Raw genomic sequence first — 22513 nt, forward strand, 5'->3', positions numbered from 1 at the left:
ATCTAGTTTTCAAAGAACAAGTTTGAGGGTAGACCCCTCAAAACTGACCATTGTTTCAACAAAGTATGTGTAGCCTCCGTATATTCCTTAGAAAGGAGGTGATCCAGCCGCAGGTTCTCCTACGGCTACCTTGTTACGACTTCACCCTAATCATCTGTCCCACCTTAGACGGCTGGCTCCAAAAGGTTACCTCACCGGCTTTGGGTGTTACAAACTCTCATGGTGTGACGGGCGGTGTGTACAAGGCCCGGGAACGTATTCACCGCGGCATGCTGATCCGCGATTACTAGCGATTCCAACTTCATGTAGGCGAGTTGCAGCCTGCAATCCGAACTGAGAACGGCTTTAAGAGATTAGCTTAGCCTCGCGACTTTGCGACTCGTTGTACCGTCCATTGTAGCACGTGTGTAGCCCAGGTCATAAGGGGCATGATGATTTGACGTCATCCCCACCTTCCTCCGGTTTGTCACCGGCAGTCTCACCAGAGTGCCCAACTGAATGCTGGCAACTGATAATAAGGGTTGCGCTCGTTGCGGGACTTAACCCAACATCTCACGACACGAGCTGACGACAACCATGCACCACCTGTCATTCTGTCCCCGAAGGGAACGTCTTATCTCTAAGATTGGCAGAAGATGTCAAGACCTGGTAAGGTTCTTCGCGTAGCTTCGAATTAAACCACATGCTCCACCGCTTGTGCGGGCCCCCGTCAATTCCTTTGAGTTTCAACCTTGCGGTCGTACTCCCCAGGCGGAGTGCTTAATGCGTTAGCTGCGGCACTGAAGGGCGGAAACCCTCCAACACCTAGCACTCATCGTTTACGGCATGGACTACCAGGGTATCTAATCCTGTTCGCTACCCATGCTTTCGAGCCTCAGCGTCAGTTGCAGACTAGACAGCCGCCTTCGCCACTGGTGTTCTTCCATATATCTACGCATTCCACCGCTACACATGGAGTTCCACTGTCCTCTTCTGCACTCAAGTTCCCCAGTTTCCGATGCACTTCTTCGGTTAAGCCGAAGGCTTTCACATCAGACTTAAGAAACCGCCTGCGCTCGCTTTACGCCCAATAAATCCGGACAACGCTTGCCACCTACGTATTACCGCGGCTGCTGGCACGTAGTTAGCCGTGGCTTTCTGGTTGAATACCGTCACGATGTCAACAGTTACTCTGACACCCGTTCTTCTTCAACAACAGAGTTTTACGAGCCGAAACCCTTCTTCACTCACGCGGCATTGCTCCATCAGACTTGCGTCCATTGTGGAAGATTCCCTACTGCTGCCTCCCGTAGGAGTCTGGGCCGTGTCTCAGTCCCAATGTGGCCGATTACCCTCTCAGGTCGGCTACGCATCATCGCCTTGGTGAGCCGTTACCCCACCAACAAGCTAATGCGCCGCGGAACCATCCAGAAGTGATAGCCGAAGCCACCTTTCAAACAAAAACCATGCGGTTTTTGTTGTTATACGGTATTAGCACCTGTTTCCAAGTGTTATCCCCTGCTTCTGGGCAGGTTTTCCACGTGTTACTCACCAGTTCGCCACTCGTTCCAATGTTGAAATCAGTGCAAGCACGTCAATCAACGGGAACTCGTTCGACTTGCATGTATTAGGCATGCCGCCAGCGTTCGTCCTGAGCCAGGATCAAACTCTCATCTTAAAGATGATAAGCTCGAATAGCTCATCGATTGTTGTTACATTTTTAAAGCGAATTGACTTCGCAAATATTGCTTTGGGTTTGAATATAAATCCAAACCGCCCTACACATATTTGGTTTGTCGAAACAATGTTCAGTTTTCAAAGGTCTACCAAGTTGTTAACTCTCGTCAACAACTTAATCATCATAACATTTTGAAGCTATGATGTCAACAAGAAGTTTGATTTAACAACGTTTCTTGCTGAACCGTCATCGCTAAGCGACAACTTAATTAATATAACATTTCGTTGTCATCTCTGTCAACAACTAATTTCAATCTTTCGAATTGGTCTAGTTGGTAACTCGTCGTGACGACGTATATAAGAATACCAACCACAGCGGCCCACGTCAACTAAAAACCGCAAATAAATTGCGACTTTTTTCAAAGACAAATCTTATCGTACCGGCGTTCGTCAACGTTATAAATCGGCCGTGCGTTTCCTGGACAATCACCAAAAACCGTTCGGGTTATTTTTTTGACCATCGATATCCAGTCTCTCCCGCTCGCAACATTTTCTCCTTTTTTCGCTCCTCGCCCCTATTCAGCCCCCCTTAGAACCCACGGAATTGATTCGTTAGTCATTATTATAGTAGAAAGCCACCTGTAATTCCCCCACGCTCCCCACAAAAAGCCCCATATAGCAGCTCTTGCACCCCTGTTAAGAACCAACGATCACTCGTCCATTAACACCATCCCCTACCAACGTCTTAACTAGCGACAACCAGCCAATCACAAAAAAAGAAGCGTTCCTGCAGAACGCCTCCCCTAATCACTTGATCTATTCTGTTAAGGTTCCCATAACTGGCAGCTTCTGTAAGACGCCCTTACCATGGGGCGACTTTAAAATCGCTGCGGATAAGTTCTTTCCGGCAACGTTGCCGTGATGTTGACCACCAGCCCATGCATCCACGTTAGAGACGTCATAGACCGTGCCGTCTACCGCCACGTAGGCCGGGTGCCCATTCTGCCCATCAAACTGACTGAGTTCTGCGATCGTAAAGTTTTTTTCTGCCATTCGTCAACACCCCGTTCGTTAAGTTGCTTTCAGTTTAGCTTACTTACGGGGCGCAAGCAATCAATCTGCCTTATCAGTTGATAACGCCATAGACGCCACAATCAGTCTTTCGCCTAGTCGCCATCCCCTGGCCGGTGACCCTCACGGAACATCCCCCGCATATTGGGCCCGATGCCACCACGCATGCCCATGCCGCAGCCGCGATGCATCTTGTGCGCTTGTTCCATCAACGTCCGAAAATCTGCTGATTGTTCCCAGTCACGTGGCTGCTTGGCTTCCAGGTCCTGCAAGAGCTTCTGCAAGATATCCCGTAATTGAGCCTGTTCCGAGTCGCTCAACGTGGCAAAGAGGGATTCAGACAATTCATCCTTCGCTTTGTGCGCCGTTGCCAGAAATTTTCGCCCGGCATCCGTCAGGGAGATGAGGGTCACCCGCTTATCATCCGGCGACGGTTGGCGGTCCACCAAGCCCGCCCCTTCCAGCTTAGCCACCAAAGCACTCGCGGAACTTGGTCGGATGTCCAGCTCCTCTACAATATCGGAGTTCGTCAAATGGGCTTCTTGAGTTAGCCGCTGTAAGACGCGTAATTGATTCGAATTGCGTTCCGGCTCCTGATCGTTGATCCGGGTGCTCCGCATTGCCGCCGCAACGAATTCCCGTTGCTGAAGAAGTCGGCCAAATAGAGTCAGTAATTGTTGTGAATCGTAAGTCATCTAGAATCACTTCCGCTTTCTGCTTATTTAGTTAGCTAAAATACATAAAAACTAACTAAATGCAGTCTAAACCATTAGTTAGTATATGTCAAATAAAACTAACTAATTAATCAAAAAACAACCGTGCGCATCCTTAGCCGCACGGTTGTCATCATTCATTTAAAGTTGACCCCACGCCGAAGCGCCGATCGTTGGGAACAAGTACACTAGACGTTCCAGTTCAGCTGGGCCGTAGTGGAAGACGATGGCCGGCAGTAACGTGTTGATCACGTCCGGCGCTTGGTCACTGACCTCAGTGGCCCCAACCAGGCGGTGGTCGCGGTCAAAGATCAGGGCGTTGTCGCCCCCCGTCTCTTGCCCCACCTGCCGGTACCAATCATCCGGAATATGGTGCGTTTCTACCGTGTATTGGTCGGGATGGGCCTGAGCTTCGGCGACCGTGACCCCGACTTGGGCCAGCCGTGGCGACGTAAAGGTCGTGGTCGGAATGGCCGGGTAGTCGATGGGCGCCGTGGTTTCGTTGGCAAACAGGTGCATCAGGTAGGTCGATTCAAAGATGGCCGTGGGCGTTAACCGCGGTTGGGTCTTATCGATCACATCCCCCGAAGCGTAGATGTTCGGCACACTGGTCTGCAAATGATCGTTGACCGTGATTCCGTTGGCCGTATACGCCACACCCAGGTCTTCTAAGCCCAAGTTCGCCGTATTCGGCAACCGGCCCGTCGCATCCAAGACCCAGTCTGCGTCTAAGGTCGTGCCTGTATTGGTGGTCAATTGCACCCCGGTGGCGGTGGCCGTGGCGGCTTCCACGCTGGTGTTCCGCAGGAGCGTTACCCCTTGGGCCGACAACTCGCGCAAGACCTGTTCAACAAACGGTTGGTGGAAGGACCGTAACGCTTGGTCCCCGTGAAGCACGACCGTCACGGTACTACCCGCCGCGTTGGCGATGGTGGCGAATTCTAAGGCGATGTAGCCCCCACCAATCACAACTAAGTGCTTGGGCATCTCCGGCAACGCCAGAAAGTCCGTACTGTCGTGGAGTAATTCCTGCCCCGGAATTGCTAACCGGTGTGGGTGCAGGCCGGTCGCCAACACGATTTTATCGGTGGTGTAAGTGGTCTCCCCCACCGCAATCGTGTGCGCATCGACCAACCGACCGCGACCGTTGATCACGTCTACGCCCACGCTCTTCAATAGGCCGCCAATCATCGCGGGCAACCCATCGATCACGGCATTCTTATGCGCCAGACTGGCGTCCCAATGTAACTGAGTCTGCCCCGTTAAGACCGGGTTCAACGCTGCCAACTGCCGTTGCACGGCAACGGGGGCGTCTAGCGCGATTTTAGCGTTACACCCCCGGTTCGGACAGGTTCCCCCGATCAAGCCTTCTTCAATGACTCCGACTTTAACCCCTTTACTGGCTAACGGAATGGCCCCGTCAAATGTGCCGTGACCGCTTCCCAAATACAAGACATCATACTGATACGTCATGAATTGCCGCCTCCCAAAAGTCAATTGCTTACAACTAAATTGCGTTCAACACTTAGTATTCTACGGACTCCCCCCGGAACTTGCAAGTCAAGGGCCTCCATTTCCGTCACTAGGGGCTGGTTGATTTACTCACTTGACCAATTAGCAGCCACTACTTTCCACGATTGATCCCATCACCCACCAAACATTTAACTTGTCGTGCCCCGGTATCACGCGTAAACTAACGCTAGTTACCGGTCAACCATCCGTTGGCCGCCACACTCATTCTAAGGAGGCTTAGCCTTTGACCTACAGTATTCACCAAGTTGCCGACTTACTTGGCATCTCAACCTATCGAATTCGCTACTACCACGATCACGGTATGCTACCGTATGTCAAACGCGATGCACATAACAATCGCATCTTTGACGACAGCGACATCGACTGGCTGCGGATCATCATCTGTCTTCGGGCGACGGGGATGCCTGTCGAACGGATCTGCCACTACCTTGACTTAGTCCAGGAAGGCGACGCCACCATCCCCGAACGTTATCAGATGATGAAAGCCCAACAGGACCGCACGTTAAGCGAGATTCAGGACCTGCAGGATCACCTGACCACCATTAACTGCAAGGTCGACGGTTACGCCGAGATCCTCGCGACCGGTGCACCGGACAAATTCGCACCCCGGCGACCCACGCAGCCCACTGCTCAGTCCTAACCCCATCCATCCTGAGTCTTAACGGATCAGCTTAAAAACGCCTTCGTTCAACCGGTTAATTCCAGTTGAACGCAGGCGTTTTAATTTCTAATGAGCTCCCCAGGCAATGGGCCCCTGGTCCGCTAAAATCTGGTCGATTTCGTGCAGCTCAGCCGGCGTAAACGTCAGGTTCTTCAAGGCCGCCACGTTGGCTACAACCTGTTCGGGGCGGCTCGCACCAATCAAGACACAGGCAATGGCTGGCTCCCGCAGGTTCCAGGCCAACGCCATCTGCGCCAAGCTTTGGTGCCGGTTAGCCGCCACCGCATTGAGCCGTTTGACCGTGGTTAGGGTCTGGTCAACCTGTTCGGGGTGTAAGAACGGAATCGTGGCCTTGCGCGCCCGCGAATCAGCCGGAATGCCGTGCAAGTATTTATCCGTTAAGAGTCCCTGCGACAACGCACTGAACCCCACCGCCGACTTATGCACTGCTCGCAAGACCGGGAACAAGTCCTGTTCCACGTCCCGGTTAAAGAGGTTGTAGCGTGGCTGGTGAATGATAAACGGCGTCCCTAAATCTTGGAAGACCTGCGTGATGGCTTGGGTCTGCGCACCGTTATAGTTCGAGATGCCCACGTAGAGCGCCTTGCCTTCCCGCACCAATTGGTCCAAAGCCCCCGCAGTCTCTTCAATGTTAGTGTGGGGATCAGGTCGGTGCGAGTAGAAGATATCGAAATACTCTAATCCCGTCCGGCGCAGACTCTGGTCGGCACTGGCAATGATGCTCTTGCGCGACCCCCAGTCACCGTACGGGCCCGGCCACATCGAATAGCCCGCTTTACTGGCGATGACCAGTTCATCCCGGTACGGGCGCAGATCGTCTGCCAAGATGCGCCCGAAGTTCTCCTCGGCGCTACCGGGAACCGGTCCGTAGTTGTTGGCTAGATCGTAGTAGGTGATTCCCAGGTCAAAGGCCTGGTGGATAATCGCCTTTTGGGTCGCCAAGGCGTCGACACTGCCGAAGTTGTTCCAGAGTCCTAAGCCCAACGCTGAAAGTTTTAAGCCACTGTCGCCGACTCGCCGGTAGGGCATGGTCGCGTAACGCTGTTCGTTTGCTTGATACATGTAAATCCCCCTCGAAAAACCGTTTAGCTTTAGGATATCGCTTTCATCGCCCGGCTAACAGGTATTTCTGACCACAGGGGTGGGACAGCTGACTGCCACCGTCCCTTGACTAAACGCAAAAAAGCGTCTGGACATGTATCCCAGACGCCTGCTACTTAACCCATTCAACATCGGCTAGTGGCCGTGAAGTGTCTTACATTTTCTTCTCGAATCCTTCCATCGGCGCCGCCTGATTCTGGTAATCGGCTGCTGCATTCGGGTCCGTGGTGAAGTGCATCACGGAATAGAAGGCCCCATTCAGGTAATCCTGCATGGCCCGCGGAATCTGCAGTTCATCCATGTCGGACGGGGAAAGCTGGTAACGGATGCTGGCCTCGTCGTGGTCGGCGACCTTCTGGATCCACCGGGGTTCGCGGATCATCTCGCGCCCCATGGCCACTAAGTCCGTGCCCAAGGCCAAAACGTCCTCGGCATCCTGGGGAGTCTCTACGGAACCCACGCCGATCAACGGCTTACGCCCCGCCAACTGGTCCTTGATCCGGGTCAGAATCGGTGTCTTATCCGTCTTATCGTTCAACGACGTCCGGTGAGCGGACCCCATGGAAACGTGGACGTAATCCACCACGGAATCGCCTAACATATCGACGAAGGCCAGTGAATCCGCCAGTCGGATTCCTGGCGTCTCAATCTCCTCGGGTGAGATCCGGTAGCCTAACAGGAACGGCCGGTCCGCATACTGGTCGATGGCCGCTTGGGCACTGGCGATGACGGCCTTAGCAAAGCCCATCCGTGCCTGCTGGTCGCCACCCCACTTGTCCGTCCGTTGGTTCGAGTTCGGGGAGAAGAACTGTTGTAACAGGTACGTGTTGGCCCCGTGCAACTCAACGCCGTCAAACCCGGCCGCAATCGCCCGCCGCGTGGCCGCGCCAAACGCCGTGATGATGTCGTCGATCTCATCAGCCGTCAACGCCCGGGGTTCCTGAGAATCTTCCGGGAAAACGGCCCGTACGGCACTCGCACTAACTGGTTGCTGACCCCGCAGAATCTGGTCGTTGGACTTCCGACCCGCGTGGAAGATCTGCAGGACTGCTTTGGTCCCGTTGTGCTTCATGGCGTCCGCCAAGGCACTCAGTCCCGGGATATCATCGTCGCTAGCAATCGACAATTCCCCCTCGAAGCCTTTGCCACTGGCAATCACGTTGGCGACTTCCCCGATGATCAGTCCCAGGCCACCCGAGCGGGCACCGTAAAAGTTGATCTCGTCGTTCGTCACCTGACCATCGTAGAAGCTCGACATGGTCGTGGTCGGGGCCATCACCATCCGGTTCTTGAGGGTGATGCCCTTCTTAAAGGTAAAAGGTGCCATAAATTGATAACTCATCTGTATTGACCTCCATTTTCTGTATGGGTACAGGCTAAAATTGCGGTGAAGACGGGGCGCAAGCTCTGTCCGGTAGGCGAGAGCGTCCAAACCCGCTGTTTCACGTGAAACACAATCAGGCGATGCCGCCAGAGTCCCCAGAGGGCCCCTAAAGTCAGCCACCAGCGATCACCGGTACCAGCGGGGGCTAGCGCCGTGGTCGCTTGGGGGCCGTTCATCAGGCACAAGAGCATCCGCCATTGTCGCGGGTTTTCCACCAACGTCTGCACGACCCGTAGGCCTTCTAAGGCTTCTGTCGTCATACGTCACCTCCCTATGCTTCACAGTCTACCGTCCCGTTGACGCCAAGAAAAGAAGGCACTTTTTAGTGCCCCTAGAGGACCCAAACCAACTGCCATTGGATTAAAAAAAGGCGGCCGGGAGTTTCTTCCCAGTCGCCCGATTAGTCATACTAACGGGGTTGCAGTAACCGTTCAAACCCCTTATGGTCATTGCGAATGCCAACGTCCAGTTGGCCGGCCTGGTGCAGCTCGTCCACGTGGTGTTCGCCCCAGACGGACATCTGTACCAGGACCGTGCCTAGCGAACGTCCCATCTCGGTCAGGCGGTAGGTCACCTTAAACGGCGCCTTGTCTCCGGCCACCTGGCGGTCGACGATGCCATCAGCGGCGAGTTCCCGTAACTGTTGCGTCAAGACCTTCTGTGAGATCTGCGGGAGTTCGTTCCGCAAATCGCAGGTCCGTTGCGGCCGCATACTCAGATGGCAAAGAATTTGCGGTTTCCATTTCCCACTGATCACGTCTAAGGTCGCTTCGACCCCCATGTTATACATCTTCTTTGCCATCTGCGGCGCCTCCTCAAGTCGTTTTTTTCTATTGTACCCGCTCTTCTCTCATTTGGCGAGTAGGTACCTTCAGGTAACCCTTGGCAAAGTCCCCGTCCAAGCGTAGACTAGACCCCAACTTACACTATCGAGGAGGGATTGGTATGTTCAAACCAGCACCATTACATCCCGGCGACCACGTGGCCGTCGTCAGTCTTTCAGCCGGGACCTTGGGGGAACCGTTCGCCGCTCACGAACTTAAGCGCGGCCTCCAACGGCTGCGGGCCCTCGACCTGGTTCCCGTCTGCATGCCCAACAGCCTCAAGGGCGTCGCCTACCTAGCGGCCCACCCGGAAGCTCGGGCCGCCGACCTCAAGCAGGCCTTTCTGGATCCCAGCATCACGGGCATCATCTGCGCCATCGGGGGCATCGAGACCTACCGCCTAGCGCCCTACCTGCTGGATGACCCCGAGTTTGTGGCCGCTGTGCACCAACACCCTAAGCTATTCACCGGGTTCTCCGACACCACCGTAGACCACCTGATGCTTTACCAGCTGGGCCTGACCACCTACTACGGTCCCAGCCTGCTCAACGACTTTGCCGAGTTAGGTCCCGAGCTGTTACCCTACACGGCCCAGACGATCCATCACTACTTCACGAACCCCGCCACGACGGCCATCACCAGTAGCCCCGTCTGGTACCAGGAACGTCAGGACTTTTCCGCGGCCGCCCTGGATACGCCCCGGATCAGCCACCCCGAAACACAGGGGTACCAAGTCCTGCGGGGAACCGGTGTGGTTCGCGGTCCCCTCTTAGGTGGTTGCCTGGACAGTCTGAACAGCCTAATCACGGACACCCGCTATCCCGACGAACCCCTGGTGAGTCAGCGTTACCACCTGTTACCGACCGCCCGCGACTTTGCCGGAAAACTCCTCTTCTTAGAGACCAGTGAGGAGCAACCCACACCCGCGACTTACCGCCGCATGTTGGAGGCCCTCAAGGCGCGGGGCATTCTGGCCGCCGTGGCCGGCATTCTGACGGGGAAACCCCAGGACAATCACTACCTGGCCGACTACGCCGCCATTCTACAAGATGTCACGGCCGACTTAGGAACGCCTCTGATGGCGAACCTGAACTTCGGTCACGCCTACCCGCGCACGGCTTTACCGTACGGTGTCACCGCCCAGCTTGATCTGGACCACGCGACGTTGACCGTGACCGAGCCCTACTTTGCGGGTCCCGTCTTTGACTAACTCGCGCTAATTTCTAGCTTCCGTTGCGGTGCCATGCGCCGCTTAACGTGACCGACTTTCCCCCACGCTCAAGGGCCAGGCCGGTCACGTTTTTGGTCCCCTCTTTCATCCCGAAAACAGCCCGCTATCTTTTAAATGAAAGCGCTTTCTGATATACTGAACTTATCGTTAAGAAAAGAGGAGTTATAATGGCTAAAGTCTTAGTAATTTACGCTCACCCTGAAACGAAAACTTACTCCACCACGGATAAGTTCTACCAACAGTTCATCACGTCCTACCGCGAAACACATCCGGAAGACACCATCATCGAACACAACGTCTCCGAATACATGCCGTTCCCCCTGAACAAGATCGCTGTCTCCATCTACAACAAGGCCCTGGTCAACCAACCGCTGAACCCCGATGAGTCTCGGTTCAACGATGCTCGGCAGAAGTGGATCGACGAGTTCATCGCGGCCGACAAGTACGTCTTCGTCAACCCGATGTACAACCTCTTCATCCCCAGTGAAATGAAGAGCTACCTCGACATCGTGATGCAGGTCTCCCAGACCTTCCACTACACCGATCAAGGAATCATGGAAGGCCTGTTGCACGGGAAGAAAGCCATTCACCTGCAGACGGCCGGGGGCGATTACCACGGCTCCACGGGCGGTCCCGACCTGAGTCAGTTGGACCTGGGACACCAGTACATTGGGGCCGTGCTCCACGTGATGGGCGTGGACGACTTTACCGGTCTCTACGCCGAGGGCATGGACCAGTCGCCCGCGCACGCTCCCGAGATCATGGCCGCGGCCTTTGACCGGGCCGAACAGGCGGGGCGTACCTTCTAATCTTGACACCATTGACGACACACAAAGGGCTTCGGAAATGTTACGATTTCCGGAGCTCTTTTTCAATTGTTATGATTTTTTGATATACGGTACCGCCATCACGTCGGTATCAACGATGCCAAACTGACGGCGCATCCGTTCCTCAATTGCTTCACCTAACCGGTAGCTGTCCTGAACCCGCATCTCTGGGGCGACCGCGATGATCACGTCTAGCGTGACCATGTTGCCGTTATAGTGGGCCTTAATGGCGGTCACGTCCCGGACTCCCGGCCACTGCGCAATGACCTGCTTGAACGTCGCCTCTTCTTGCGGATCGAAATAATCCGCTAAGTTCAGGCTGCTCTCGCGGAAGATCTTCACGCCCGCCGTCAGGATAAACATCCCGACCACCAGGCTCGCGACCCCGTCAAGCCACTTGAACTGGAACCACAGTGCCCCGCCAATGGCGACCAACGTGCCCAGACTGGTCAGCGCATCGCTCAGACTATCCTGCGCGGCCGCACTCAACGCGGCGTTGTTCAACCGGCGCCCGGCGCGACGGTTCAACCACCAGACGCCCAGCATGATGACCAGCGCAACCGCGGCCCCGACTAAGGTAATCGGCCGTGGAATCTCCTGTTCCTCCGGATGAATCAGACTCTTGAGCCCGCTAAAGAGGACGCTGAAGGAGATCCCTACCATGACGATGCCGGTAATCAGCGTAAAGACCGTTTCGTAGTGAAACCGGGTCAGCTGGAGGCGCTGTCCCGCCTGCGGACTGTCTTCCGGTAAGGGTTGCCCCAATAGGTCGTCATCGTCCACGTCGCGGGCGATAAAGATGCCCACCAGCAGTAAGGCCGCCGAAATGATTCCGGATAAGTTGTTCAACGCATCCGCGCGTAAGGTCTGCGAATGCCCCACAACGGCTAGGTAAAACTCAATTACGGAAATTGCCAGGTACGCCGCCACGTTGAGCCAGAGATGGTTCTGCGCCCGGCGTAACTTCTGTAGTTCGCCCGCCTGGGTCGCCCGCCACTGCGCAGCTTCCGCAACATGGTGTTCATGAAATTCTTGCATGCAACCGCCTCTTCACCTTAAGGACGCCCGGGTTACCCCTGCGTCCAAACTTCATTAACTAAGTCGTGGTGATACGATTGGCCATCGGTCAAGACGGTACTCCCGTCATAGGCCGTGTAGCCGTAATAGGTCTCGTTCTCCCCGTTACTCCAAGTCACGTCAATCTCCACGTTGGCGTCGATGGTCTTGGTATCGTTGGTCCCCGACGACACATCGTAAGACAGGACGCCCTTGGCCCCCGAATCCTTGATGGTCGCGTAGCCGTGAAAGGCCGTGCCGTCGTTATTGTTCTGGATGACCGTCCCATCACTATCGATGTCGAGGTCAGCTTGAATCCGGTCCCCATCGTCATCGTTATAGAAGGCATAGTCCCCGGTGAACTTCGAATAGCCGTCAAAGCTATCATTGGTGCCGGTGGTCCGCTGCGTGGTGGATCCGCCGGTGGTGGTGACCGACTTGGAAGTCTTATCATCCTTCAACAAGAACTTATCATTACTCTTTTGCAAATCAAAGAATTCCGTCTTCAAAGTGCCAAATCCTTTACCGTTAAGTTCGGCGACATTAATTTGACTGAGCGCCTTGTTCGATGCTTGGTAATGCCCCGTTGCGTTGGCCTTACGGGCCGTTTGGATGATCGACTCGTCCTTGGCTAACTTACCTGATTTGGTGGACGTCTGGGACTGACGCGCTTGATGCGTCACGTTCTTGGGCGAACCGAATAACGAACAACCAGATAAGCCGACCGTCATGGCAACCAGTAATGCCCCCATTGCCCATGTGTGCTGTCTCTGCATGTGAAACCCCTCCTAGGTTCATTTTGTTTCGATTTGAATATGTATAGTTCATTAATTATTTTAGGTCAATCGTAGCGGGACCTCAATCCTTCCCCCCGATTTCTGAATCTCACCCCAGTCGGGTTTAAATTAAGCGCTCGGCAGCGAAAACTTTGTTTAGTTTTTCATCATTTAAAATTGCCTTTTGAAAACGACCGTTCCGGTTTCTTTTTAAATTATTCATCGGTAACGACGCCTGACATACCGGGATTTTAACGGTCGACTAACAAACTTTTTGTCGAAAACGGTTGCATACTGTAAGTTTCTAAGTTATAATTCACTTGTGAATAAGGTATTAAAGATTTTCAAAACTTCTGAAAGAAGGCATTTTATATTATGGCTGAACGTAGTTATGATTTTCTGATGCCCAGTGTCAACTTTTTTGGCCCTGGCGTTATTAGCAAGCTTGGTGACCGTGCCAAGATGTTAGGTATGAAGAAGCCCGTTATCGTGACGGACAAATTCTTGGAAGGCATGCAAGACGGTGCCGTTCAACAAAGCCTGAAGTCTCTGGACGCCGCTGGTGTGGATTACGTGATCTACAACAACGTGGAACCAAACCCTAAGATTCGTAACATCAAGGAAGTTAAGAAGCTCTATGAAGACTCTGGTGCGGACTCCATCATTACCATTGGTGGGGGTTCAGCGCACGATACGGGTAAGGGTGCCGGTATCATCCTGACCAACGGTGACGACATCACCAAGTTGGCCGGCATCGAAACGCTCGACAAGGCTTTACCACCACTGATCGCCGTAAACACCACTGCCGGGACCGGTTCCGAACTGACCCGTCACGCGGTAATCACCAACGAAGAGACTCACTTGAAGTTCGTCGTGGTTTCCTGGCGGAACATTCCGTTGGTTTCCTTCAACGACCCAACTCTGATGCTCGATGTGCCTAAGGGCTTGACGGCTGCGACTGGGATGGATGCCTTCGTTCAATCCATCGAACCATACGTTTCCGTTGACCACAACCCCATCACCGACTCACAATGTATCGAAGCCATTAAGTTAATTGAAACTTCCTTACGGGAAGCCGTTGCGAACGGCCATAACCTGGAAGCTCGGACCAAGATGGTCGAAGCTGAAATGTTAGCCGGGATGGCCTTCAACAACGCCAACTTGGGTTACGTTCACGCCATGGCGCACCAATTAGGTGGCCAATACGATGCCCCTCATGGTGTCTGCTGTGCCTTGCTTCTGCCTTACGTTGAAGAATACAACATCATCGCTTGCCCAGAACGCTTTGCTGAATTAGCAAAGATCATGGGTGAAAACACGGACGGTCTGTCCACTCGTGACGCTGCTGAATTGTCCATCAAGGCCATGAAGCAAATGTCTCAAGACGTTGGTATCCCAGCTTCCATCAAGGAAATCGGTGCCAAGCCAGAAGACTTCGAACTGATGGCTGAAAACGCCTTGAAGGACGGGAACGCCTTCTCCAACCCTCGTAAGGGGACTAAGGAAGACATCATCAAGATATTCCAAGCTGCTTACGACGCAAAATAAGCTTAAAATTTTAAATTGATTGGTCTTACAAAACCCCTGGCAGTCAGCCGACTGCCGGGGGTTTTTAGAGTCTTAGTGACTAAAAAACGACGCTTTCACCACCCAGGTTGGTTGGTGAAAGCGTCGTCTGAAGTTAGTTCCAATCGTCCCGTTGACCACGCCGTGCGCGGTGCCCCGTGGCGTGCTTGCGACTCGCCCATTCCTGAGCGGCCACCTTTTCCGCGTGTTCGCGGCGCTTGGTGCGGTTACTCTTGGGCCGCGGTCCCTTCGCCTTACGGACCCGGTTCCGCGTAGTCACTGCCTTTTTGTGTTCGACCAACATGGCCGCGTCAGCTTCCTTTTGGTTCAACAGGCCGCGTTCTACGCTGGTCATATACTTCTGCCAAATCTCCGGTCCAACCTTTTCCTTGAGCTTCTTCCGCCGAATAGCGGCTCTATCTGATGACTCTGCCATGAGGGGTGCCTCCAATTTCCGTGTTTTGATACCCTAGTCTACCACAATCGATTGGCGCTTGGCCGCTGGGGCCGTTGCCAATCACTTCTTCCGCCTACCAGACCCGTGGCGCAGGATGCCTTCCGCGAAGAACCCGACCACCAGCTCCAGTAGCATAGCCAACGTGCTGCTCTCCCAGATACCGCCTAAGATTCTGCCAACTTTCTTCACCATCATCACCCCACTAACGTCCGGTTCTGTTCTCCTCCAGTTTACCTGAATCTACGCCAGCTGTCAGGACCCCGGTGTTTCATGTGAAACATCGGGACCCCTGAATCGTCAGGGGTGTGGTACACTCAAGAAAAACCACGAGAAGGAAGTCTCAACATGTTTTTACCCGCAGTCGTCGCCGTCATCTTCATTATCTTCATCAAGGACCAGTTTGAATTCAGCGCCATTGGTTGGCTGAGTTACTGGTTCATCCCCATCTTCTGCCTCTATCAGTTCATGCGGACCTTCGTCTGGTCGCCGCTCAACGCGGTGATCACGGTGGGCCTGATCATCGTCGCCACCCTAGTTGGTCACTATCAGACCGCCCACACCAAGATTCGCCTGGAAGAGACAGGGAACCGGTACTTCCGGGACGCTAATGGTCAAGAAGTCCCGGTCTACAAGAAAGTGGTCACGGCCCAGGGCGGACGCCACTACCTCTACGGCTGGTTGATGATTCTTGGCTTACAACTGGTGATCGAAGGGTTGTACCTTCACGAACTCACCAGCGTCGACCACCTCTTTGAAGCGGCCTATAAGGAAGTCGCCGCCGACGTGTTGATCTTCTACCGGCTCACTGGCGCCCGCCACAGCAGTTGGATTCTTTGGGGGCTAACGGCCTTCTCCAGTCTCAGCTACACCCTCTTCCTGGCCCATAAGTCGCCCATGGCCAAGATGGTACTCTTCGGCAAAAAGACCTATAAGCACATCTCGGAACACGAAGAACGCGGCGCGCACTAGGGAGAATACCAGCCGTTGTGCATCGGTCGCCGCCGGTAAAACATCCAAGGCCCCGCATCTAGAATGCCGAAATTTTTTTGATGGCGGGCTAACCGAACGCCCAAGCCCCGTCTACCGGGCTTTTTCAGATTAAAATCCCATGGTGAAACCGGCCTTGAAACTCATCATTTTCAAATTTTTCTTTTACAAACTGATTTTTAGTGCTATTCTATTGGCAACAAGATAAAAGCGACAAGAAAGCAGAGTAAGTTTCATCCAGCTGCCAGTGAAGCGGGGATAGTGGAAACCCGCCCCAGATGTGGATGATGCCGAATAACCCTTTCTTAAGTTTCTGGCTGAAATGACACGCCTCGCGTTCAGAGTAGGTTTAGACGTTGACCGGTACGTTACCAGCGGTGGAGCATGTTAGTGCTCTTTTGAGGAGGCCTACGTCACGTAGGCAATCTGGGTGGTACCGCGAAAAGTCTTTCGTCCCTGTATTGGGACGGAAGACTTTTTTATTTTGTGTAAATGACTGAAGAAAAGACTAAAGGAGTGTTGGTGTATGAAGTTAATTATCCCTAAGGACTACGATCCAAAATTAGACGTGATTCAAACGCAACAGGCGATTCGCTACATTCGGGAAACCTTTCAAGAAGAGTTCGGCAAAGAACTGAACCTGTCACGGCTGTCCGCCCCGATGTTTGTCGAAAAAGGGACGGGTCTCAACGATAATCTGAACGGCATCGAAAAGCCCGTCTCCTTCACCATGAAGGACATGCCCGGCAAGACGATCGAAATCGTGCACTCCCTGGCCAAGTGGAAACGGCTGGCCCTGAAGCGTTACGGGTTCGCCATGCACACGGGGTTGTACACCAACATGAACGCCATCCGGAAAGACGAAGACCTGGACAACATCCACTCCATCTACGTCGACCAATGGGACTGGGAAAAGATCATCGCCAAGGATGAACGGACCACGCAGACCCTTGAGGATACCGTTCGGACCATCTTCAAGGTCATCAAGCACATGGAACACGAAGTCTGGTACAAGTTCCCCGAAGCTGTTCACCACTTACCAGATGAAATTCACTTCGTCACCACCCAAGAACTCGAAGACGAATTCCCAACGTTGACCCCTAAGGAACGGGAAGACGCCATCACCAAGCGTTACGGCGCCGTCTTCTTGATGCAGATCGGTGGTAAGCTCAAGAGCGGCAAGCGCCACGACGGCCGGGCCCCCGACTACGATGACTGGCAACTCAACGGGGACATCCTCTTTTGGTACGAGCCCCTCCAACACGCTCTGGAAATCTCCAGCATGGGGATCCGGGTCAGTGAAGAATCCATGAAGGCCCAATTAAAGGACGCCAACGCCGAAGACCGAGCCAAATTACCGTTCCACCAGATGTTACTGAACGGCGAACTGCCTTACACCATCGGGGGCGGAATCGGCCAATCCCGGCTCTGCATGTTATTACTAGGCAAGGCGCACGTGGGCGAAGTTCAAGCCAGCGTCTGGCCCCAAGAGATGATCGACAAGTGCTACCAACACCGGATTCAGATTCTCTAGGCCCCTTGCCTAACGGTGACACTGGTTAGGCAGACCTTCCTGAAAAAGCTGAAGTCCAATCAAAAAATCCCGTATCACCGACGTTGGCCGGCTGAACGGGATTTTTTGATGTTCATTGAAAGATTAACGCGCTTGATGATCCTTTTAGAAGTCTATAAAAGCACTACTAAACAACGCCTTAAATCGAAGCGCTTGTCTATTCCAACATCCAAGGTTCCTAAGCACAATCGCAACATCCCAGCCTAATCATTGGCCGAGATTTCCGCCTTAAAGTAAGGTGCTAAAGCTTGATTACTCTGCTGCGTCAAGTCACGTAAAGCCGCTTCACCAATAGAAGTCAGTTGGATATACACGCCCCGTTTATCCTGCGCGCAAGCTGTCCGCTGAATAGCACCACACCCGCTTGCCTCAAGTCGCTGAATCAACCGAGACATTGCACTTTGACTTAGTCCGACTCCAACCTGTAAATCACTTAAACGTAATTTATGATCAGCCGCCTGACCCAAAAAGTACAGCACGTAAAAGTCCTTAAGAGTATACGGCGAATCAGCTAAACACTGAACTAAGTCCGTTTCAATTTTTTGATAGCGTTTAGTCAACGCTAACCAATTCATCATTGGTGTCAAAATTATCGCATCCTCATCTAATTCTGCCCAACAATTTTCTCCAGAGTACTTCCGATTATGCTTCAAACAATCTGGTTAATTAGGCACATCCTACAATACATGCATGTACATACATTGTCAATTTAAAAGTTTCTTGCGCCTAACGCGCGGACACCAACCAGTTTAATAAACAACTGACGTCGCATCCTTAGTTGAAGGATCACTAACTCCAATCGTTTCTCGAACATACAACTTAGGTTGGTGAATAATCTTTAAGATAACGTCGGCCATGCTCTTTCGTGAGCCTGATCCACCGGCAAAGGGCTGATTCTCATGATTCACAACATAATCCAGATTATCTCGGTCATTTAACCATGCAAACCGCGCCGTAGTATAATCCAAATCCGATTGCTTCCACAATTGGTCTGCCCCATGCATCCCGCGAAGTTGTGAGCCAATCATCTGCTCATTCCACTTAATAAACACTGGATTGGGCCCCTCATGGTTAATCCCAATGGAACTAGACGTTACCACTCTAGAAACACCGGCCAAATGCATTGCCCGCATAATTGTCTTGGTCATCACGTTTTCAACGACATTATCGATTGTCGCTACAAAGACTAAGTCTACTCCAGTCATTGCCTGAACAAGTCGCTCTTGGTCTTCAATATCGCCCTCAATTAAAGATACTCGGGGATTTTCTGCAAGGTCTTGTAACCGCTGCTTATTGCGGAGGTACAAGGTCAATTCCACATCCTGAAATGCATCTTCCGTTAAAACCCGATTCTCAACCAGCCGTGCAATGCGCCCATTGGCACCCAAAATCAATACTTTCATTAATATTTTCCTCCCTTATCTTTCATGATTAAACGTTAGCTACTGCGGTTTTGATTGGTACATCTCCCGATTTCATCATGATGACCTGATGAATTGTGTTGTCATGTTGTAAGATTTCAGTCAACGTCGCCGCAACGTCAGCAATTGGATTACTAGCCTCTACATCCACATCAAACGATACTCGCCCGGTTCCAGACTCCTCCGTTAAAATCGTCGGCTGTAGGATTGTGTAATCCAAACCCGATTGCGCAACGAGATAATTATCGGCAAAAAACTTAGCTGCATTATAATCATCGTGATTCGGCAAATTAATATGGTGCCATTTCTCCGGTTGCAGAGTGAAAATAGAACTAAGCATAATGAATCGGTCAATCTTATTTACCTTAGCCGCCTGCATCATTTTAACCGCACCTAACGCATCCGTCTGCAATAAATCTTGCCCACGTGATCCAGCAACAAAGTAAATAGCCGCAAGATCTTGACCAAGCGCTGTGGCAATCTCTGCCACTGAAGCGTGCAAGTCTAACTTAATTGGCGTCACTCCGTTCATTTTAATAATCTTTTCCGGAGATCTCGCTCCCGCGACCACATCAAAATTATTTCTAACAAGGTCCTTAATTAGTTCAGTCGCCACTCGACCATTACCACCCGCAATAAATACCTTTTTCGTCATAACTTTTACCTTCTTCCTTGAATTGTCACTTTTACGTTTGGTTAATCTAGCATCAAGGCTTCTGCTAAAACCAAATTCGATTGTCCAGCCGATTCAAGATAGGGCGTTAAAGTCCGCTCAACCTGTTGCGTTAAAGTTTTCAAAACGGCTTGCCCAGCTACGGTCAACTGGACACTCGCCTCTTGTTGCTCATTAGTCACCGATTGAATGACATCCGGCGACCGAGCCTTCAACTGCCGAATAAGGTGTAACAGGGTACTTGCACTCACCCCCACCCGCATTTGCAAGTCAGTCAACCGTAACTGCTGATTTTTCGCCTGACTTAAAAAATAGAGGACACAGTAATCCTTAACCGTATAAGCGGAGCCCGCCAAACTTTGCGTCAGAGCTGTCGAAATTCTTTGATAACGGTCTGCCAAATCCAACCACTCCGGTATCAATGACATATAAGGTCCCCCTTTAATCCTAATCTTGAATCGTTAAAAAGCTCTCAGAATCATTCCGATCACTCGTGAATTCATTAATCTTGTTGTCAGCACGGTAGCCTAGGCCAATCCCCATCACAATCATTTGAGAATCTGGAATTGGCATGAATCGACGAATGTCATCTGGATACTTAATGATTTCATATGCTGGCATTGAATCGATACCCATCTCCGCAGCCGTCGTCATAATGGCCTGACTAAAGGCGCCAATATCATAGACTGACCATACCGGAGCAACCTGATCCAGCGTTAAGTAAACCACTGCTGGCGCATTGTACAATGTTGTCTGCGCATTATCTTGGTCGGAAAGTTTCTCAACCATCGCATAAGTGGAAAAATCCGTTATCCAATGGTTAATGTTTTGTTGTGGCCGAGGTGACCATTGATCACGGTGTCTAGCATTCAGGTCCGCATGACCGGGAATCCGCCGTTGGGCCTTTTTATGGTGATTAAATCGAATCTGCTCAAGTGTTTCACCTGTAGCGATAAAAACTCGCCATGGTTGTGAATTAGCCCAGGAAGGTGTCGCATTAGCTGCATTTTGAATAATTTGAGTCAAGGTTCCCTTGTCGAGTGGCTTCTCCCTAAAATTACGAATAGAACGCCTAACAATTTTTGTCATTAAATTAACCCTCCGTTTTAGCAATAATTTCATTAGCAGACATAATGCATGTGCATGCATGTTCTTTAGTAACTCACTACTCGTTGAATTAAGCCAAATCGCATTAGCCCTTATAGAACGCTAGCATCTTAGAACAACTGCGCACATGCACGTATCATTAGAAAACAACGTATCCCTTTAAAGTCTTATCTGCTTCATCAGCCAATCTCGATTCGGCAATATCGCTTAACTAGCGATTGCAGAACGCGACCAACCGGGAATGTTTGCAATGATACATGTGCATACATGTATTGTCAAATAAAGAACCTCTTATTCCTTAGAGATTTTACTAGATTTCCCCGTTATTTAATTTTCAGCCTCAATCAAAAATCCCGTCCGACCGGTTTTGAAGAACCGCTTGGACGGGATTTTTGTCTATTCGTTAAAAGATTGACGCCCAGAGAGGAGACCGCTGTTCAGACGGTCACCGGTCACCTCCTGGAAATCACCCTAAGTCTCATCTACCAATTGGGGAGTTCATCGTGACTTAGGACTTGAATCAAGCTGGTCGACCCATCAGCCCGTCAGCCTCGCCGTTTCCGCAACTTTGGTTGGTGCGCTGAATTGGGGTTCAGGCACCGACTAGGAGGGACGCCAAAATCACCCGACTGGGCTAAAGCTAATGGGACCGTTCAGGCTTAACTCTAAGGCCAGTTTACCTAACCGATGTAGATTATCGATAAACTTTTGGTAATGATTTCGCCAATGAAACATTTTGTTTATTATGGAACCGATTACGCCCTAGCGTAACCAGAACCACCCTAAGCTTCCCAGTAGCAAGAGGCCCAGCGCATTGAGCACCGTAAACAGTTTGAAAAACGGCCGGACGGCATCCCGCTCGCCTAAGGCTAGGAGTTGCTTTAGGGTCAACAGATTCGCCAGTGACGCGACCAGGGTCCCCAGACCGCCAACGTTTACGCCCCAGAACAGGGCCGTCGCGTGGGACGTAAACGGCGCGAGTAGGACGGTCGCCGGGACGTTACTGATGAATTGACTGGCGACCAAGCTGGTCAGGTACACCATGTGCGGCGTCCGCATCAGTCGCTACATCCCCGCAATCACCTGCGGGTTATGACTGATGGCGCTGACCAGAATAAAGAAGCAGATGAAGGTCAACAGGAGACCGTAATCCACCCGCTGGACGGCCCGGCGATCCAGTAAGAGGCCGCCGATGACGGCGACCAGCGTCACCCACCCCAGCGGTAGGACCCGAAAGACCCCTAGGAGGACCAGGCCAAACAGGCCCAACGCCAGGCTGATGGCCACCGGATGGTCCGGAATCTGACGGACCGGCGGCGTCACGATTGGCCGCGGACGCGCCAGATAGGTCAGACCTAACATGACCAGAACGCCCCCGACCAGTAACGGACTAGATAAGCGAAAGAACGCACCCGCCGATAACTGGTAGTGGGCGAACAGGTATAAGTTCTGGGGGTTGCCGAACGGGGTAAAGGCGCTGCCCAGGTTGGCTGCCATGACCACCAGCACGGCAGGTAACGCCAACGCCATTTTCTGTTGGCGAGCCACCAAGACCAGCATGGGCAGTAACGTTAAGATTGTCACGTCGTTGGTCAGGACCATCGCCCCCGTAAAAGCCAGTCCGGTGAACAGTTGTACCACCTGGCGTTGCGTGCTGGTCACGGCCAACAAGCGATTGCTGAGGGCGTCTAAGACCTGCAGCCGATTCAACAGTTGCACGCAGATCATCAGCGCCAGCAGGGCCAGTATGGTCGACCAATCCACCGCGTCCGCCGTGGGTCGGCCCACGAATAGGCTCAACAGGGCCGCCCCTAAAGCAATCCCCAGAATTTTGTCATGCAGCAAGCGCTGCCCGATGTCTTGCATGTCATCAAT

24 protein-coding genes and 1 rRNA gene are annotated in these 22513 nt (G+C 52.4%); 6 read left to right on the plus strand and 19 right to left on the minus strand.

Annotated features, from left to right (window positions below):
* Positions 1-91 precede the first annotated feature (91 nt).
* The 4 genes from RIN67_RS12460 to RIN67_RS12475 form a co-directional block, all read right to left on the minus strand.
* Positions 92-1657: ribosomal RNA gene (locus tag RIN67_RS12460) — 16S ribosomal RNA — on the minus strand.
* An 815-nt stretch (positions 1658-2472) separates the two neighbouring features.
* Complete coding sequence (locus tag RIN67_RS12465) at positions 2473-2709, minus strand: cytochrome b5 domain-containing protein (protein WP_265000004.1); 237 nt, start codon at positions 2707-2709, stop codon at positions 2473-2475.
* Between the two features lie 113 nt (positions 2710-2822).
* Entirely contained in the window at positions 2823-3422 is a 600-nt protein-coding gene (locus RIN67_RS12470) for a MarR family winged helix-turn-helix transcriptional regulator (RefSeq protein WP_265000005.1), read from the minus strand.
* Between the two features lie 159 nt (positions 3423-3581).
* Complete coding sequence (locus RIN67_RS12475; protein ID WP_265000006.1) at positions 3582-4913, minus strand: dihydrolipoyl dehydrogenase family protein; 1332 nt, start codon at positions 4911-4913, stop codon at positions 3582-3584.
* A 283-nt stretch (positions 4914-5196) separates the two neighbouring features.
* On the opposite strand from RIN67_RS12475, the gene RIN67_RS12480 reads away from it, so the two are divergent.
* The gene (locus RIN67_RS12480; protein WP_024747892.1) at positions 5197-5613 is read left to right on the plus strand and encodes a MerR family transcriptional regulator; all 417 of its coding nucleotides are present in this window, start codon (positions 5197-5199) and stop codon (positions 5611-5613) included.
* An 87-nt stretch (positions 5614-5700) separates the two neighbouring features.
* Here the strand turns inward: RIN67_RS12480 and RIN67_RS12485 are convergent, their stop codons facing one another.
* The 4 genes from RIN67_RS12485 to RIN67_RS12500 all read right to left on the minus strand — a co-directional run bounded on the left by RIN67_RS12485 (position 5701) and on the right by RIN67_RS12500 (position 8942).
* Positions 5701-6717: an aldo/keto reductase gene (locus RIN67_RS12485; protein WP_313826121.1), complete on the minus strand. Its 1017-nt coding sequence runs from the start codon at positions 6715-6717 to the stop codon at positions 5701-5703.
* Positions 6718-6910: 193 nt separating this feature from the next.
* Positions 6911-8098, minus strand: coding sequence for an NADH-dependent flavin oxidoreductase (locus RIN67_RS12490; RefSeq protein WP_265000008.1), 1188 nt, complete (start codon positions 8096-8098; stop codon positions 6911-6913).
* Entirely contained in the window at positions 8095-8400 is a 306-nt protein-coding gene (locus tag RIN67_RS12495; RefSeq protein WP_265000009.1) for a hypothetical protein, read from the minus strand. Before RIN67_RS12495 ends, RIN67_RS12490 begins: the two co-directional genes overlap by 4 nt.
* A gap of 149 nt (positions 8401-8549) precedes the next feature.
* On the minus strand, positions 8550-8942 hold the full coding sequence (locus tag RIN67_RS12500) for a winged helix-turn-helix transcriptional regulator (protein ID WP_024747885.1): 393 nt from the start codon (positions 8940-8942) through the stop codon (positions 8550-8552).
* Between the two features lie 143 nt (positions 8943-9085).
* Here RIN67_RS12500 and RIN67_RS12505 point away from each other — a divergent pair, with 143 nt between their 5' ends.
* Complete coding sequence (locus RIN67_RS12505) at positions 9086-10174, plus strand: S66 family peptidase (protein ID WP_265000010.1); 1089 nt, start codon at positions 9086-9088, stop codon at positions 10172-10174.
* A 188-nt stretch (positions 10175-10362) separates the two neighbouring features.
* The gene (locus tag RIN67_RS12510) at positions 10363-11004 is read left to right on the plus strand and encodes an FMN-dependent NADH-azoreductase (protein ID WP_024747884.1); all 642 of its coding nucleotides are present in this window, start codon (positions 10363-10365) and stop codon (positions 11002-11004) included.
* Between the two features lie 69 nt (positions 11005-11073).
* On the opposite strand, the gene RIN67_RS12515 is transcribed toward RIN67_RS12510, so the two are convergent.
* Both RIN67_RS12515 and RIN67_RS12520 read right to left on the minus strand, forming a co-directional pair.
* Entirely contained in the window at positions 11074-12060 is a 987-nt protein-coding gene (locus tag RIN67_RS12515; RefSeq protein ID WP_265000011.1) for a cation diffusion facilitator family transporter, read from the minus strand.
* Positions 12061-12092: 32 nt separating this feature from the next.
* Positions 12093-12854 (minus strand): hypothetical protein, encoded by a 762-nt coding sequence (locus RIN67_RS12520; protein WP_265000012.1) that lies wholly within the window; start codon positions 12852-12854, stop codon positions 12093-12095.
* A 375-nt stretch (positions 12855-13229) separates the two neighbouring features.
* Between RIN67_RS12520 and RIN67_RS12525 the strand changes: the two genes are divergently transcribed.
* Positions 13230-14402: an iron-containing alcohol dehydrogenase gene (locus RIN67_RS12525; protein WP_265000013.1), complete on the plus strand. Its 1173-nt coding sequence runs from the start codon at positions 13230-13232 to the stop codon at positions 14400-14402.
* Between the two features lie 133 nt (positions 14403-14535).
* Here RIN67_RS12525 and RIN67_RS12530 read toward each other — a convergent pair whose 3' ends face one another.
* Together RIN67_RS12530 and RIN67_RS12535 are read right to left on the minus strand one after the other, a co-directional pair.
* Positions 14536-14856, minus strand: a complete 321-nt coding sequence (locus RIN67_RS12530; protein WP_024747880.1) for a hypothetical protein — start codon at positions 14854-14856, stop codon at positions 14536-14538.
* Between the two features lie 81 nt (positions 14857-14937).
* The gene (locus tag RIN67_RS12535; RefSeq protein WP_265000014.1) at positions 14938-15066 is read right to left on the minus strand and encodes a hypothetical protein; all 129 of its coding nucleotides are present in this window, start codon (positions 15064-15066) and stop codon (positions 14938-14940) included.
* A 156-nt stretch (positions 15067-15222) separates the two neighbouring features.
* Here RIN67_RS12535 and RIN67_RS12540 point away from each other — a divergent pair, with 156 nt between their 5' ends.
* Positions 15223-15846 (plus strand): hypothetical protein, encoded by a 624-nt coding sequence (locus tag RIN67_RS12540; RefSeq protein WP_265000015.1) that lies wholly within the window; start codon positions 15223-15225, stop codon positions 15844-15846.
* Positions 15847-16390: 544 nt separating this feature from the next.
* Positions 16391-17398 (plus strand): aspartate--ammonia ligase, encoded by a 1008-nt coding sequence (asnA, locus tag RIN67_RS12545; RefSeq protein ID WP_265000016.1) that lies wholly within the window; start codon positions 16391-16393, stop codon positions 17396-17398.
* Positions 17399-17640: 242 nt separating this feature from the next.
* Here asnA and RIN67_RS12550 read toward each other — a convergent pair whose 3' ends face one another.
* From RIN67_RS12550 to RIN67_RS12580, 7 genes are all read right to left on the minus strand, one after another.
* Complete coding sequence (locus RIN67_RS12550) at positions 17641-18015, minus strand: MarR family winged helix-turn-helix transcriptional regulator (protein ID WP_265000037.1); 375 nt, start codon at positions 18013-18015, stop codon at positions 17641-17643.
* A 171-nt stretch (positions 18016-18186) separates the two neighbouring features.
* Positions 18187-18840, minus strand: coding sequence for an NAD(P)H-binding protein (locus RIN67_RS12555; protein WP_265000017.1), 654 nt, complete (start codon positions 18838-18840; stop codon positions 18187-18189).
* 28 nt (positions 18841-18868) lie between these two features.
* Positions 18869-19513 carry an NAD(P)H-binding protein gene (locus tag RIN67_RS12560; protein ID WP_265000018.1) on the minus strand — a complete coding sequence of 215 codons (645 nt, stop codon included), beginning with the start codon at positions 19511-19513 and terminating at the stop codon, positions 18869-18871.
* A 41-nt stretch (positions 19514-19554) separates the two neighbouring features.
* Positions 19555-19959, minus strand: a complete 405-nt coding sequence (locus tag RIN67_RS12565) for a hypothetical protein (RefSeq protein ID WP_265000019.1) — start codon at positions 19957-19959, stop codon at positions 19555-19557.
* 19 nt (positions 19960-19978) lie between these two features.
* Entirely contained in the window at positions 19979-20620 is a 642-nt protein-coding gene (locus RIN67_RS12570; RefSeq protein ID WP_265000020.1) for a nitroreductase, read from the minus strand.
* Between the two features lie 780 nt (positions 20621-21400).
* Entirely contained in the window at positions 21401-21697 is a 297-nt protein-coding gene (locus tag RIN67_RS12575; protein WP_265000021.1) for a hypothetical protein, read from the minus strand.
* Between the two features lie 6 nt (positions 21698-21703).
* Positions 21704-22504 carry an SLC13 family permease gene (locus RIN67_RS12580; protein ID WP_265000022.1) on the minus strand — a complete coding sequence of 267 codons (801 nt, stop codon included), beginning with the start codon at positions 22502-22504 and terminating at the stop codon, positions 21704-21706.
* Positions 22505-22513 lie beyond the last annotated feature (9 nt).

The organism is Levilactobacillus namurensis, assembly GCF_032197885.1.
Lineage (GTDB): Bacteria > Bacillota > Bacilli > Lactobacillales > Lactobacillaceae > Levilactobacillus > Levilactobacillus namurensis_A.

What these genes read in the sequence shown, in the direction of transcription:
- RIN67_RS12465 (WP_265000004.1), bottom strand. Translation starts at nt 2,709, where the DNA reads ATGGCAGAAAAAAACTTTACGATCGCAGAACTCAGTCAGTTTGATGGG.
- RIN67_RS12470 (WP_265000005.1), bottom strand. Translation starts at nt 3,422, where the DNA reads ATGACTTACGATTCACAACAATTACTGACTCTATTTGGCCGACTTCTT.
- RIN67_RS12475 (WP_265000006.1), bottom strand. Translation starts at nt 4,913, where the DNA reads ATGACGTATCAGTATGATGTCTTGTATTTGGGAAGCGGTCACGGCACA.
- RIN67_RS12485 (WP_313826121.1), bottom strand. Translation starts at nt 6,717, where the DNA reads ATGTATCAAGCAAACGAACAGCGTTACGCGACCATGCCCTACCGGCGA.
- RIN67_RS12490 (WP_265000008.1), bottom strand. Translation starts at nt 8,098, where the DNA reads ATGAGTTATCAATTTATGGCACCTTTTACCTTTAAGAAGGGCATCACC.
- RIN67_RS12495 (WP_265000009.1), bottom strand. Translation starts at nt 8,400, where the DNA reads ATGACGACAGAAGCCTTAGAAGGCCTACGGGTCGTGCAGACGTTGGTG.
- RIN67_RS12500 (WP_024747885.1), bottom strand. Translation starts at nt 8,942, where the DNA reads ATGGCAAAGAAGATGTATAACATGGGGGTCGAAGCGACCTTAGACGTG.
- RIN67_RS12505 (WP_265000010.1), top strand. Translation starts at nt 9,086, where the DNA reads ATGTTCAAACCAGCACCATTACATCCCGGCGACCACGTGGCCGTCGTC.
- RIN67_RS12510 (WP_024747884.1), top strand. Translation starts at nt 10,363, where the DNA reads ATGGCTAAAGTCTTAGTAATTTACGCTCACCCTGAAACGAAAACTTAC.
- RIN67_RS12515 (WP_265000011.1), bottom strand. Translation starts at nt 12,060, where the DNA reads ATGCAAGAATTTCATGAACACCATGTTGCGGAAGCTGCGCAGTGGCGG.
- RIN67_RS12520 (WP_265000012.1), bottom strand. Translation starts at nt 12,854, where the DNA reads ATGCAGAGACAGCACACATGGGCAATGGGGGCATTACTGGTTGCCATG.
- RIN67_RS12525 (WP_265000013.1), top strand. Translation starts at nt 13,230, where the DNA reads ATGGCTGAACGTAGTTATGATTTTCTGATGCCCAGTGTCAACTTTTTT.
- RIN67_RS12530 (WP_024747880.1), bottom strand. Translation starts at nt 14,856, where the DNA reads ATGGCAGAGTCATCAGATAGAGCCGCTATTCGGCGGAAGAAGCTCAAG.
- RIN67_RS12540 (WP_265000015.1), top strand. Translation starts at nt 15,223, where the DNA reads ATGTTTTTACCCGCAGTCGTCGCCGTCATCTTCATTATCTTCATCAAG.
- asnA (WP_265000016.1), top strand. Translation starts at nt 16,391, where the DNA reads ATGAAGTTAATTATCCCTAAGGACTACGATCCAAAATTAGACGTGATT.
- RIN67_RS12550 (WP_265000037.1), bottom strand. Translation starts at nt 18,015, where the DNA reads ATGATGAATTGGTTAGCGTTGACTAAACGCTATCAAAAAATTGAAACG.
- RIN67_RS12555 (WP_265000017.1), bottom strand. Translation starts at nt 18,840, where the DNA reads ATGAAAGTATTGATTTTGGGTGCCAATGGGCGCATTGCACGGCTGGTT.
- RIN67_RS12560 (WP_265000018.1), bottom strand. Translation starts at nt 19,513, where the DNA reads ATGACGAAAAAGGTATTTATTGCGGGTGGTAATGGTCGAGTGGCGACT.
- RIN67_RS12565 (WP_265000019.1), bottom strand. Translation starts at nt 19,959, where the DNA reads ATGTCATTGATACCGGAGTGGTTGGATTTGGCAGACCGTTATCAAAGA.
- RIN67_RS12570 (WP_265000020.1), bottom strand. Translation starts at nt 20,620, where the DNA reads ATGACAAAAATTGTTAGGCGTTCTATTCGTAATTTTAGGGAGAAGCCA.
- RIN67_RS12575 (WP_265000021.1), bottom strand. Translation starts at nt 21,697, where the DNA reads ATGCGGACGCCGCACATGGTGTACCTGACCAGCTTGGTCGCCAGTCAA.
- RIN67_RS12580 (WP_265000022.1), bottom strand. Translation starts at nt 22,504, where the DNA reads ATGCAAGACATCGGGCAGCGCTTGCTGCATGACAAAATTCTGGGGATT.